We start from the raw sequence: 12466 nt of genomic DNA on the forward strand, positions 1-12466 counted from the left end.
CCTGCTGATGCGGGACGCCGTCGTCGTCCTCGACGATCACCGTGCGCAGGACCTCGTGCCGGTCGATGACATCGCGGAGCGCCGACTCCAGTGCGGCCACGCTCAGTTCACCGGTCAGCCGCAGGGCGAAAGCGCCGTTGTAGGTCGGCGACGGGCCTTCGAACCGGTCCACGAACCACAGTCGACGCTGCGCGAAGGACAACGGGATCATTGCGTCTCCAAATCGGCGGAACCACGAGGGAGCAAGTCGTCACTCAGCTCAGGTCGAGCAGGGTCAGGAGTTCGTCGTTGTAGAAGTCGTCGATGGAGCACGCCCCCGACAGCGTCGAGAAGTACCGGTCGATCTGCTCCTGGTGTCCGACCAGTTTCTGCAGCATCTCGACCCGCCCCTCGGGCTTGAGCTCGGCCACATTGAGCGCGCCCTGGTATTGGCTGAGGGCTTCGCCGCTCAGCTTGTTCTCGTAGCGCCGCAGCGCCGCCTTGAGCGCGGCGTCGTCGTGCAACTGCTCCCCGATGTACTCGGTGAGCGACTGGGCCTGGACGAAGGCTTCGGTGATACCGCGGGCGGTGATGGAGTCCTTGTGGTTCACCGCGTCACCGACCAGCACCCACCCGGGCCCGTAGGCCTTGCGGAAGTAGTTCTCCTGATGGCCCGTGCCGTACAGCTGCTCCACGCGCCGGCCGGACCGCATCCGCTCGTACAACTCGGGCACCGTGGTGCGGAAGGCTTCGAGGTAGGCGGGTTCCACCGCCTTGCGGACCTCGTTGAACTCGTCCTGCGGGAAGTAGGCCATGAGCAACGTGAGGTCGTCGTTGGTGGGGATGGCACCGATCCACCGCCCTGGCCGCTCGTACAGCTCGAAGTGCGTGGGAACGTCGGCCCAGTAGCTGTAGTAGGTGGTGGTCATCCGCGGGTGCTCGATGACGTTTTGCGCGCCGACCTTGCGGGCCACCAGCGAGCGCATGCCGTCCGCGCCGACGACGAGGCGCGCCCGGTCCGTCGCCTCGGCGCCGCCGGGCGTCGTGTACTGCACCCCGACGACCCGGTCGCCCTCATACACCAGATCGTTGACCGCGCAGCCCTCCCGGAACTCCACGCCGGCCGCCACGGCACCGTCCGCGAGGATCGGGTCGAGCACGTACCGCCTCGGCGCGTACGTCTGCCGCAGGCCGTCGATCGGCAGGGAGAAGCCGTCGACGCGGACACCGGGGCCGCCGTAGGTCTGGTGGGTGATCGGCTTGCAGCCCGCGTCGCGGAGCTTGTCGAGCAGCCCCCATCGATCGAGCAGCGCCACGCCCTGCATGTGGATGTAGTGCGAGGACAGCGTGTCCTGCGGGAACCGCGCTTTGTCCAGGAGCAGGACGCGATATCCCTGCTGAGCGAACAACATGGCCGCCGGCGAACCCGCGCAACGGGCACCTATGACAATTACGTCGTACATGGCGCCTCTCTTACCAGGTGATTTTCGGATCCCAATGCGGCCGCAGCCGGAAATGTCACTGTTCTTGCGCGCGCCATCGATGCGGCGGACGGATTATCCGCTGCCGAACGCGTATGAATTCGCCTGACGCTACCGGGCCGCCGCATTCAAGGATTCGATGTACGCAGAAATCGACGCCACCGTCGGATTGAGGAACATCTGATCCACCGGGACCTCGACGCCCAGCTCCTCGATGAAAGCACCCTGGATACCGGCCATAATCACGGATTGGCCGCCCAGGGCAAAGAAGTTGTCGTCGACCGATATGTCGTCGAGCTTGAGTTCCCGGCACCAGATGGCGCGCACCCTTTCGGCAATCATCACAGTCCTCTCGGTTGTCATCAAGGTCCGTCGACTATGCCGTCGTGCCGCGGTCGGCGTACCGCTTTTGGCACGCGTCGACCAGCGCCGCCCGGTCCACCTTGCCGTGCGGACTCAACGGAATCCGCGGGATGTTGACGAATCCGGCCGGAACCATGTTCCGCGGCAATGTCTCCAGGAGGCGGGCGCGCACGTCGTTCTCGGCGAGGTCGTCCCCGGTCGGGACGATGAACGCGATCAGCTCGGTCTCGCCGGAGTCGGTGTACCCGGTCACCACGGCGGCCTGCCGGACCCCGGCCAGCCTGCCGAGCGCGCGTTCGATGTCGGTGGGGTCGATGCGCATGCCCCGCACCTTCACCTGCGCGTCCATCCGGCCTACGACGACGAGGTCCCCGGCCTCGTTCACGTGGCCGCGGTCGCCCGTGCGGTACAGCCTGCGCGGTTCGCCGTCGACCACGATCGTGGTGAACCGCTCGGATTCGGGACCCGTGCCGTTGAGGTAGCCGGCGCCGACACTGGTCCCGGCGATGCAGATCTCGCCGTACTCCCCCGCCCCGACACCGCGCATCCGCTCGTCGAGGAGGTGGAGGTCGGTGTTGTAGGCCGGCCTGCCGACCGGTGCGATGTCGTGTTCGCCGGGCCGGTACCCGGCGAGGTCGTAGGACGACGCGACATCCGTGCACTCGGCGACGCCGTACTGGTGCAGGAGGGTGCACGTGTTCCCTTCGCGCCGCGCCCAGTCGGCGATCCGTTCGATGTGCAGCGGCTCCCCGCCGAAGAGCACGTAGTCCAGCCGGGTCAGTGCCTCACCGCCGCGTGCGGTCTCCCAGTCCACCAGCAGGTACAGCGTGCTGGAGGCGCAGTGCACCGTGCGTATCCCGTGCCGGCTCAGCATGCGGTACGCCATCGCGGCGTCGAAGTTCCGGCTCGCCATCAGGTACTGCGTGGCGCCACAGAACAACGGCATCATCAGGCTGCGCTGGGAGAGGTCGAACCCGAAAGCGCTGACGACCAGGTTGTTCGATCCGGGATGCAGGCCGTACTCGAGCATCAGCCAGTTCAGCAGGTTGAACCAGCCCTCGTGCCGCACCGCGGTCAGCTTCGGCGTACCGGTCGACCCGGACGTGAAGACCGCGTAGCACACGTCGTCCCCGGTGACCGGGACGTCGGGACCGGTCGTCGGGAGAGCGTCGAGATGATCGGCCAACTGCTCGAACACGACGACCCGGACGGCCGCCGACTCGACCAGCCCGACCGTCACCGGGGAGGCCACGATCAGGGCGAGATCGGGGACCTGCCCCAGCAGCAGCCGCAGCCGTGCCGCCGGGTAGGACGGATCCAACGGTACGTAGGCCGCGCCCGCCTTCAGCGTGCCGAGGATGGCGACGACCATGTCGATCGAGTAGTCGAGGCAGACGCCGACCTTCGCACCTCGGCCGTGGCCGCGCGCGGTGAGGAAGTGTGCGAACCGGTTGGCCTTCGCGTTCAGTTCCGCGTAGGTCACCTGATCTCCGGCGCAGCAAACGGCGACCGCGTCGGGGACGGCTTCGGCGTGTGTCTCGAACTGCTTGTGCACGACGGGCGCCGAGGGCAGGGCAACCCGCTTTCCCTGAAGGATCATCAACTGACTCCCATATGACGGGTGTGCGGTCGGGGGAACCGCCGGCGCACCACGGGAAACGGGGGTTGGTCCGGCGGCTCTAGACCTGTCGTTTCGCTTCGCTCACCCTGCTCATGTACTCCGCGGTCTCCCGCTGCGTGCCGGACCCCTCCTGGGCGAAGTGGCTGCACACCCGGTCCCGCGTCTCGCTGCTCTGCTCCTGGCTGAGCTTGAACATCGCCTCGGCCCGGGTGATCGTGAACCGGAACGCGCCCACCGCGGGCAGGATTTTGCGGAAGTAGTCGATCGACTCGGACATGTCCCAGCCGTATCCGAACCCGGACTCCAGGTCGCGCACGGTGGAACGCACCACGGACAGCGTCTCCTCGACGGATTCGATCTTGTCGATCACCCCGCGCACTTGCGCGGCCGTGAAGTTCCAGGTCGGCGCCGCAGGGGTGAACCGGTAGATCGCCGGCGATACATAGGTGTGCGGGCCCGCGAAACTCAGCACCGCGGGCATCGCGGGCCGCAACGCCTTCCACTGGGGGTTCCCCCGGTTCATGTGGCCGAGGAGCGTCGCCCCCGTCAGGTCCGCGAGCCCGTCGACGGCCGACTCGGGGTCCGGGATGACCGGCAGGTGCGTGCCGTACGGCCCTTCCGTGTCCCCGCCGTTGGTCATGAGCAGCGCCAACGGATTGCGCCGCATCAACTCGACGATCCACTGCGCATCGGGCTCTCGGTACATGCGAGGTACGAACATGGTGATCCACTCCTCCGGAGAATCCGACCGGCGTTCAGTTCGCCGCCATGGCCTCCCGCAGGCTCTTCGGGCGCAGGTCGGTCCAGTTCCGCTCGACGTACTCCAGGCACTCGGCCCTGGACGCCTCGCCGAAGACCACCCGCCAGCCCGCGGGAACCTCGGCGAACACCGGCCACAGGGAGTGCTGCTCCTCGTCGTTGACCACGACCTGGAAACGGCCGTCCTCGTCGTCGAAGGGGTTCGTGCTCACCGGCACCGTCCTTAATCGTCACGTCGTAACTCGGGATTGAAAAATGCCAGGGCCTGGCAGCCCCCGACCATCACGGGGCAACTCGGGATTGCAATTCGCCGGGGCCTGGGCGCGGGTTCGCCGTTCGGCGTCGTCCTGTCGACAGGACACCCGGCATCCGCAGCCGCCTTGGCGTGCCGACGCCTCACCGTATGACTCGACCGCCGACGCCACAATGGCGGCAGGATCGCCGACGTCCCGGTGATCCGTCCGGGCCTGTACCGCACCGACTTCTGTGCCACCATGACCGAGCATCGGCCCGTGAACGGGCCTGCTCGAATTCCGGTTTGGTCCGCGATTGCCTGCGCGTGGACACCGGTTCCGCATTCCCGCCCGTGTTCCCGCGTCCGGCCGCCGACGTGTGGCTCGCCTTCGACGGGAGGGCTCTCGGGGTGTTTCGTGCGGCACGACGACGACAAGCTCATCGACGAACCTACGACTGGTGATCAATGGTCTCGAAGTCAGAATCCGAGTACGAAACACATCCAGACGACGGCACACGACGGTTGTTGTTGCGCCACATGCTGGTGGCGAGAGGCGTCGACGAGGAGGCCCGTCAGCTCCAGAAGCAGGGCGTGCTCGACCTCTGGCTGTCCTGCCAGGGGCAGGAGGCCGCGCAGGTGGGCTCCGCGCTCGCCGTGGGCCCGACCCCGACCGTCTTTCCCAGTTACCGCGAGCACGCGGTCGCCCTGCTGCGTGGCGTGGCACCGGACGAACTGGTCGCGCAGTGGGCCGGCCGCACGTTCTGCGGATGGGATCCGCGCCGGCTGCGGTTCTTCCCCTACACGCTGGTCCTGGCCGCACAGACGCTGCACGGCGTCGGCTACTCGATCGGGCAGCGGTTGCAGGGGCGGGAGGACTTCGTCGTCGTGTACATAGGCGACGGCGCCTCCAGTGAGGGCGACATGTCGGAGGCGATGAACCTCGCCGCTGTCGAGTCGGCGTCCGTGCTGTTCGTCTGCCAGAACAACGGCTGGGCCATCTCCAAGCCGGCCGACGAGCAGATGCGCACCACGCTGGCCGAGCGCGCCCGGGGTTTCGGGATCGAGTCCGTCCGGATCCCGGGTCAGGACCCGGAAACCGTCTTTTCGGCCTGCTCCCGGGCCGCCGCCCATGTCCGCGGGAAGCGGGCGCCCTATCTCGTCGAAATCCGTGTGGGACGCATCCACGGTCACTCGACCTCCGACGCCCAGGAGGTGTACCGCAGCCGCGACGACGTCGCGCGAGCCAAGGCCGCGGACCCGGTGACCGCGTATGCGTCCCGGCTGACCGACCTGGGCCTGGTGGACGCCGCGTGGCTGGATGACGTCGACGCGGAAGTGCGGGAGTTGCGCGATCGGTTGATGAAGGAGTACGCGTGATGAACACCGTGCGACCCGCCGGCCTGGCTCAGTCGATCAACGCGACCCTCGCCGACCTGCTGGAACAGGATCCGAGAGTGCTGCTGCTCGGCGAGGACATCGGACGCCTGGGCGGCGTGTTCCGGGTGACCCGGGGCCTCGGGGAACGCTTCGGCGCGGACCGGGTGCGCGACTCGCTGCTGGCCGAGGCGACCATCATCGGCCAGGCCGTCGGCATGGCGATGAGCGGGTTGGTGCCGGTCTGCGAGATCCAGTTCGACGGGTTCACCTATCCCGCGGTGAATCAGCTGGTGACCCAGGCGGCCCGGATCGGCGACCGGTGGAACGGACAGGTCAGCCCGAGCCTGGTGGTGCGGATCCCGACCGGCGGCGGGGTCCGGGGCGTCGAGCACCACAGCGAGTCCAACGAGGCGCTCTTCGCCCGCGTTCCGGGCATCTCGGTGGCGTGTCCCTCGACGGGAGAGGACGCCGACCAGATCCTGCGGTACGCGGTGACGCTCGGTTCACCCGTGGTGATGTACGAGCCGATCCGCCTGTACTGGCGGCGGAACACCCCCGCCCGGGACCCCGAGCCGGCGAGGTCGCCGACTGCGGCCCGGGTCGTGCGGCGTGGCACGGACCTGACGATCGCCACGTTCGGCGCGGTCACCCACGAGGTGCTGGAAGCGGCGCACGCGCTCGGCTCCGATGTCGACGTCGAGGTGGTGGACCTGCGCTGGGTGGCCCCGCTCGACATGGACACGGTCCTGGAGTCCGTCGCCCGCACCGGGCGGCTGCTGATCGTGCACGAAGGGTCGAAGGACGTCGGCATCGGTGCCGAGATCGCCGCGTCGGTGGCCGAGCACGGCTTCGACGCGCTTCGGGGGCCGGTCCGCCGACTGGCGCCCGACCGCCGCGCCTATCCCCCGGCGGACTTCGAGAAGGACTACCTGATCGGTGTGCAGGAGATCAAGAACGAGGTGCTGGTGATGACGAAGTGAGTGACTCCGCGGTGGACATGCGCGTTCCCGGCTTCGGACACGGCCTCGGCGAGGCCCTGTTGATCGAGTGGGTCGCCGGTGTCGGCGACCGCGTCGAGCGGGGGGACGTCATCGCGGTCGTCGAGACCGACAAGGCCGGCACGGAGATCGTGGCGGAGCGGAGCGGTCGGGTCGCGGCCCACTCCGCGACGGTCGGCACGATCCTCGAGTCCGGTGCGGTGCTGTACCGGTTGGCGGCCGACTAGCTTCCCACGCCCCGAGATCCACGGATCCGGTCACTTGAACGGAGAAGGAACATGAGCGACATCGAAAGCCGTATCGCGGACACCATGCTGGCCAAACTGCGCGAGCGCGACCCGGCGTTGGGCCCCGACGACCTCACCCGGCCGGTCGCCGACCTCGACCTCGACTCCCTCGACCTGGTCGAGCTGCACCAACAGTTGGAGCGCGATCTCCAGGTCAAGGGCGACCTGAAGGAGACCGCCGGCTTCGCCTTCCTGGAGGAGTTCACCACCTACTTCGTGAAACTGGCGAGCCGGGGATGAGCGCGGGCATCGTCGACATCGCCACCGCGAAGCCGGGCCGCACCATCGACAACGAGCACTTCGCGTCGATCGGTCTCACGGACGAGTGGATCCGGCGCCGCAGCGGCATCGCGGCCCGCTCCTGGCTGCCGGACGAGACCCCGCTGACGGAGGTGGCGGCGGAGGCCTGCGCGCCGATCGTGACCAGGATGCACGACCCCTCCTCGATCGGCGCCCTGATCGTCGTCAGCACCTCGGTGCGGCAGCGGGTCCCGGGTATCGCGCAGAAGGTGGCGCAACTGGCCGGACTGGGGCCCTCGGTGCTGGCCTTCGACATGAACGCGGCCTGCTGCGGCTTCGTCTACGGGCTGGTCACCGGGCTTTCGCTGTGCGACGCCGGACAGGCGCGGTCGGTGCTGGTGTGCTCGGTGGAGGCCATGTCCCGGCTGGTGGACCGCGCGGACCGGCAGACCGCGTGCATTTTCGCGGACGGCTGCGCGGCCGTCCTGTTGGAGGACCGCGCGGACTTCGCGGGCTTTCGCCAGGTCGCCGGCTGCGACGGCGCGCAGGAGGCGCTCATGCGGGAGACCGACGCCGGTGGTATCCATCTCGACGGGATGCAGGTGTACGACCGCGCCGTGCGCCGGATGTCGGAGTCGGCGCAGTACCTCTTCGACCACGGCCCCGCGCCGACCGTCCTGGTCGGCCACCAGGCGAACGGCCGCATCCTGGAACAGGTTCGCAGCTTCAGCGCCCATCTCGACGTGCCCTTCGTGAACCGGATCCAACACTGCGGGAACACGTCGTCCGCCTCGATCCCGCTGGCGTTCGCCGAGGAGTTGCACTCCGGTTCCCTCCCCGCCGCGGGCCGGCTCGGGGCCGTGGCCTACGGCGCCGGTGAGGCGTGGGGCGGTGTCTCGGTGGACTACCGGACGCCGTCCGTCACGACTCCCTGACCGCGCCGGCGACCCGGGAAATACTCGATCACAGGAGGTTGTCATCTACTCGCCAGAAGCCTGGGTCCTGCACTCGGGGGCGGTGGCCGGTCGGCAGGACGCCGGACCCGGCGGCGCGCTGCGACGCGATCGGTTCGCCTTCGGCCCGCTGGAGGAGGGCGAGGCCCTGGTGGAGCCGATCCTCGGCTCCTGGGAGGCCAACGTCGACCACGCGCTGGCCCGTTCCCCGATCGACGTGTGCAGCAGCCGCGGCGAGGACACGGTGGTCCTCGGCAATCTGGGCGTGGTGCGCGTGCTCGACGTGAACGCGGGGAGCCGCGAGGTCCGGGTCCGTGAAGGGGACCTGTGTCTGCTCCTGCCGTTCGGCAGACTCGACCGCTTCGGCTACGCCGAACTCGCCTACGCCTACGACGCCCCCGGCACGATCGGCCTGCTGGCCAAGCGGTCGAAGATGGACGTACGGCTGCTCCTGCCGATCCCGGACGGCACGGCCTACTCGCTGCCCCAGTGGGCCACGTACGGGCGGTACTTCACCGCCTGGGACAACTGGCGGAAGGCGTACGGGTGTTGGCGGACGCAGGTGGTCGACGACGATCCGGCGAACCACCTGGTTTTCGGCTGGGGCGGCGGTGTGGCCTACGCCGAGCTGATGCTGGCCAAGCGGGCCGGGTTCCGGGTGGCGATGACGGCAGGCTCGGACGAGCGGGTCGCCTTCCTGCGGGAGAACGGCATCACTGCGGTGGACCGCCGCCGATTCCCCGACCTCTCGCTGCCCACTCGGCACGAACGCGCGGACCGGAACCGGCACCAGCGGCGCCGGAGGTCGGTCGAGGACTTCCTGAGCGTTGTCGAGGGCCTCAGCGACGGCCACGGGGTGGCGATCTTCGTGGACAACATCGGCGAGCCCCTGTACGACGTCACCCTGACGGCGCTGGCCCGCGAGGGGGTCGTCACCACGTGTGGCTGGAAGGCGGGGATGCGCCTGTCGCATCTGCGCGGGGCCGAGTGCATCAGCCGGCACATCCACGTGAACACGCACGTATGGCGGCTCCAGGACTCACCGGGCATCCGGGACTTCCAGGAGGCCGAGGGCTGGATGGCGCCCAAGGAATCGCACGTGATCTACGACTTCGACCGGGTGCCGGAACTGGCCGACGACTACGCGAACAACAGGATCGGGTCGTACTTCCCGATGTACCGCGTAAACCCGCTCTGACCGGCCCGAACGGCGATGTGACGACGTCAAAAGCGCAGTGACACGAGGGGGAAGCGACGTGGGACACACCGACTCCGACACGGACGTGGTGATCGCGGGCGCCGGGCCGACGGGCTTGATGCTCGCCTGCGAACTACGGCTGGCGGGCGTCGATGTGGTGGTGGTCGAGCGGCTCGCGGAGCGGACGGGCGAGTCGCGAGCCGGCGGCATGCACGCCCGCACCCTGGAGGTGCTGGACCAGCGCGGCGTCCTGGACCGCTTCCTGGCGGTCGGCGAACTACAGTCGGTGGGCCACTTCTCCGGGCTCTGGCTGGACTTCGACGAGTTCGAGTCCCGGCACTCCCGCCCGCTGATGATCCTGCAGTCCGCCATCGAGCGGCTGCTGGAGGAGTGGGCCGCCGAGCTCGGCGTGCGGGTGCGCTGGTCGTCCGAGGTGAACGGGATCCACCAGGACGAGGCCGGCGTGACGGTCGAGCTGCGGACGGCGGAGGCGGCATCCGCGACGGTGCGCGCCCGCTATCTGGTGGGCTGCGACGGCGGGCGCAGTTCGGTGCGCAAGCTGTCGGGCATCGACTTCCCCGGCACGCCGGCGACGATGACCGCGCTGATCGGTGACGTCGAACTCCCCGATCTGCCCGAGGACTACATCTGGGTGCGGCGCCGCCCGGGCGGCGACTTCTCGGTGATCGCCTTCGAGCCGGGTTGGTATCGGGTGATCACATCCGATTACGGCCGCGTCGCGGACCGCGACGAACCCGCGACGTTCGAGCAGCTCCGGGAATCGCTGGTCAGGCTCGCGGGCACCGACTTCGGCATGCACAGCCCCAGGTGGATCTCCCGGTTCGGCGACGCGGCGCGGCAGGCCTCCCGATACCGGGAGGGCCGGGTGCTGCTCGCGGGCGACGCGGCACACATCCACTTCCCGGCCGGCGGGCAAGGGCTGAACGTGGGAGTGCAGGACGCGGTCAACCTCGGCTGGAAGCTCGCCTCGGTGGTGCGCGGCCAGGCGCCGGAGGGCCTGCTGGACAGCTACCACGCCGAGCGCCACCCCGTCGCTGAGCGCGTTCTGCACAACACCCGGGCGCAGGCGGCCCTGGCCCGCCCCGGCGTCGAGACGGACGCGCTGCGTGAGGTGTTCGGCTCGCTCATCGCGCTCGACGACGTCAACCGGTATCTGTGCGGCATGCTCACCGCACTGGACGTCCGGTATCCGATCGAGGGCGACCACCCGCTGGCGGGCCGCCGGGTCCCCGACGCCGACCTCAAGACGTCCGACGGCGCCACCCGCGTCCACGAGCTGCTCCACGCCGCCCGCCCCGTACTGCTCGACCTGCGCGGCAGCGCCAAGGTGGCGGCGGCGGCCGAGGGCTGGGCCGATCGCGTCGACCTGGTCGAGGCGCGGAGCGAGGACGACCACTGGCCCGTTCCGGGTGGCCGGGAGATCCCCGCTCCCGCCGCGCTGCTGATCCGCCCGGACGGTCATGTCGCCTGGGCGTCCGCCGGCGGGGCGCCCGACATCTCCGCGCTCCGGACCGCCCTCGGCACCTGGTTCGGCCCGGCCCGGCCGGAGTGAGACGCCGCACGGCCACCGCGCTCGTGTCCCGACTCGTCCCCGCCCGTGCCCTCGCCACGGCCGACGGACGACGCACGGACGGGCGACCTGCGCCGCCGCCGACGAACCGCACAAGAACGACGTACCGCCGAATACAGACGACTCTCGGGAGCGAGAAATGACGATACGCAAGAGATCGAGGGCCGGCGTGGTCGTTCTGGCCGCGGTCGCGATGGCGGCCACCGCCTTCACGGGACCCGCCCAGGCGTCGCGGGACACGGCCGCCGCGGCGGCCGACCACGAGGCGACGCAGCGCGCGATGGACGCGGCCGTGACGGCGGGTGTCCCCGGCATCACCGCCCAGGCACGAGACGCCGGCGGAGTCTGGAAGTCGGCATCGGGCGTGGGCGACCTGAGAACGGGTGCGCCGCGCGGCAGGAACGACCGGTTCCGCGTCGGCAACCTCACCAATACGTTCGTGGCGACCGTCCTGCTCCAGATGGAGGCGGAGAAGAGACTCGATCTCGACGACACCGTGGAGCACCGGCTGCCCGGCGTGGTGAGAGGCAACGGCAACGACGGCCGCAAGATCACCGTACGGCAGCTTCTCAACCACAGCAGCGGCCTGTTCGACTACCTCGCCGACAAGGAGTACGGCGAGACGTATCTGGAGGGCGACGGCTACCTCCGACACCGGTACGACACCCTGCGGCCCGAGCAGCGCGTAAAGGTGGCTCTCTCCCACGACCCGCTGTTCGAGCCCGGCGCCAGGCACTCGTTCTCCAACACCAACGACGTCCTGGCCGCGCTGATCATCGAGAGGACCGGCGGCAGGCGGTACGAGGACGAGGTGCGTAACCGCATCATCAAACCGCTGGGGCTCAAGGCGACGTCCAACCCCGGCAAGAACATCCACCTGCCCGAGCCGAGCAGCCGCGGCTACTCGAAGTTGTTCCCGTCGGCACCGGACCGGATCGACGACGTCACCGAGATGAACGCTTCACAGGGCTGGGGCAACGGCGACATCATCTCCAGCGCGGACGATCTGAACCGGTTCTACGGGGCCCTGGTGCGCGGGAAGCTGCTGCCGGCGGCGCAGTTGAAGGCGATGTTGACGACCATCGACAACCCCGACTTCCCGGGCGCGAGCTACGGGCTCGGCATCGAGCGGTTCACGCTGGGCTGCGGCACCACCCTGTGGTATCACGACGGGGGCACCATGGGGTCGATCGCCTTCGCCGCCACCACCGAGGACGGCCGCCACCAACTCGCGTTCGACTACAACGGCACCTGGGGGGCGGAGACCATCCTCCCCATCCTGAACGCCGAGTTCTGCGGCGCACCTGCCGGCTCGCGCTGAGGCAGCCACGAAAACGCCTTACCCGCGCGAGGCGTCCGGCTCTCGATCCACCGGACCCGGCAG

The 12466-nt window shown here is 69.1% G+C and carries 14 protein-coding genes; 8 read left to right on the plus strand and 6 right to left on the minus strand.

Annotated features, from left to right (window positions below; genetic code table 11):
- From ABZS54_RS00005 to ABZS54_RS00030, 6 genes are all read right to left on the minus strand, one after another.
- Positions 1 to 211 (minus strand): condensation domain-containing protein (locus ABZS54_RS00005; RefSeq protein WP_355528638.1); only part of this gene is annotated, 211 nt, incomplete at its 3' end.
- Between the two features lie 43 nt (positions 212 to 254).
- Positions 255 to 1442, minus strand: a complete 1188-nt coding sequence (locus tag ABZS54_RS00010; protein WP_355528641.1) for an NAD(P)/FAD-dependent oxidoreductase — start codon at positions 1440 to 1442, stop codon at positions 255 to 257.
- A 129-nt stretch (positions 1443 to 1571) separates the two neighbouring features.
- Positions 1572 to 1802 carry a phosphopantetheine-binding protein gene (locus ABZS54_RS00015; RefSeq protein WP_355528644.1) on the minus strand — a complete coding sequence of 77 codons (231 nt, stop codon included), beginning with the start codon at positions 1800 to 1802 and terminating at the stop codon, positions 1572 to 1574.
- A 34-nt stretch (positions 1803 to 1836) separates the two neighbouring features.
- The gene (locus ABZS54_RS00020) at positions 1837 to 3423 is read right to left on the minus strand and encodes an amino acid adenylation domain-containing protein (RefSeq protein WP_355528648.1); all 1587 of its coding nucleotides are present in this window, start codon (positions 3421 to 3423) and stop codon (positions 1837 to 1839) included.
- Between the two features lie 79 nt (positions 3424 to 3502).
- On the minus strand, positions 3503 to 4165 hold the full coding sequence (locus tag ABZS54_RS00025) for an FMN-binding negative transcriptional regulator (RefSeq protein WP_355528651.1): 663 nt from the start codon (positions 4163 to 4165) through the stop codon (positions 3503 to 3505).
- Between the two features lie 34 nt (positions 4166 to 4199).
- Positions 4200 to 4415 (minus strand): MbtH family protein, encoded by a 216-nt coding sequence (locus ABZS54_RS00030; RefSeq protein ID WP_355528654.1) that lies wholly within the window; start codon positions 4413 to 4415, stop codon positions 4200 to 4202.
- Positions 4416 to 4975: 560 nt separating this feature from the next.
- On the opposite strand from ABZS54_RS00030, the gene ABZS54_RS00035 reads away from it, so the two are divergent.
- The 8 genes from ABZS54_RS00035 (at position 4976) to ABZS54_RS00070 (ending at position 12403) form a co-directional block, all read left to right on the plus strand.
- A complete protein-coding gene (locus ABZS54_RS00035; protein ID WP_355528657.1) occupies positions 4976 to 5815 on the plus strand; it encodes a thiamine pyrophosphate-dependent dehydrogenase E1 component subunit alpha in 840 nt (279 codons plus the stop codon).
- A complete protein-coding gene (locus ABZS54_RS00040; RefSeq protein ID WP_355528660.1) occupies positions 5815 to 6795 on the plus strand; it encodes a transketolase C-terminal domain-containing protein in 981 nt (326 codons plus the stop codon). Before ABZS54_RS00035 ends, ABZS54_RS00040 begins: the two co-directional genes overlap by 1 nt.
- Positions 6792 to 7040: a lipoyl domain-containing protein gene (locus ABZS54_RS00045; protein ID WP_355528663.1), complete on the plus strand. Its 249-nt coding sequence runs from the start codon at positions 6792 to 6794 to the stop codon at positions 7038 to 7040. The genes ABZS54_RS00040 and ABZS54_RS00045 overlap by 4 nt, the downstream gene beginning before the upstream one ends.
- Before the next feature lie 51 nt (positions 7041 to 7091).
- On the plus strand, positions 7092 to 7340 hold the full coding sequence (locus ABZS54_RS00050; protein WP_355528666.1) for a phosphopantetheine-binding protein: 249 nt from the start codon (positions 7092 to 7094) through the stop codon (positions 7338 to 7340).
- Complete coding sequence (locus ABZS54_RS00055; protein ID WP_355528669.1) at positions 7337 to 8275, plus strand: ketoacyl-ACP synthase III; 939 nt, start codon at positions 7337 to 7339, stop codon at positions 8273 to 8275. Before ABZS54_RS00050 ends, ABZS54_RS00055 begins: the two co-directional genes overlap by 4 nt.
- Positions 8276 to 8357: 82 nt before the next feature.
- Positions 8358 to 9491, plus strand: a complete 1134-nt coding sequence (locus ABZS54_RS00060; protein WP_355528672.1) for a zinc-binding alcohol dehydrogenase family protein — start codon at positions 8358 to 8360, stop codon at positions 9489 to 9491.
- A 58-nt stretch (positions 9492 to 9549) separates the two neighbouring features.
- The gene (locus tag ABZS54_RS00065) at positions 9550 to 11064 is read left to right on the plus strand and encodes an FAD-dependent monooxygenase (RefSeq protein WP_355528674.1); all 1515 of its coding nucleotides are present in this window, start codon (positions 9550 to 9552) and stop codon (positions 11062 to 11064) included.
- Between the two features lie 157 nt (positions 11065 to 11221).
- Positions 11222 to 12403: a serine hydrolase domain-containing protein gene (locus ABZS54_RS00070; RefSeq protein ID WP_355528677.1), complete on the plus strand. Its 1182-nt coding sequence runs from the start codon at positions 11222 to 11224 to the stop codon at positions 12401 to 12403.
- Positions 12404 to 12466: the final 63 nt, after the last annotated feature.

The sequence above is a fragment of the Embleya sp. NPDC005575 genome (assembly GCF_040605455.1).
In the GTDB taxonomy this organism is placed as follows: domain Bacteria; phylum Actinomycetota; class Actinomycetes; order Streptomycetales; family Streptomycetaceae; genus Embleya.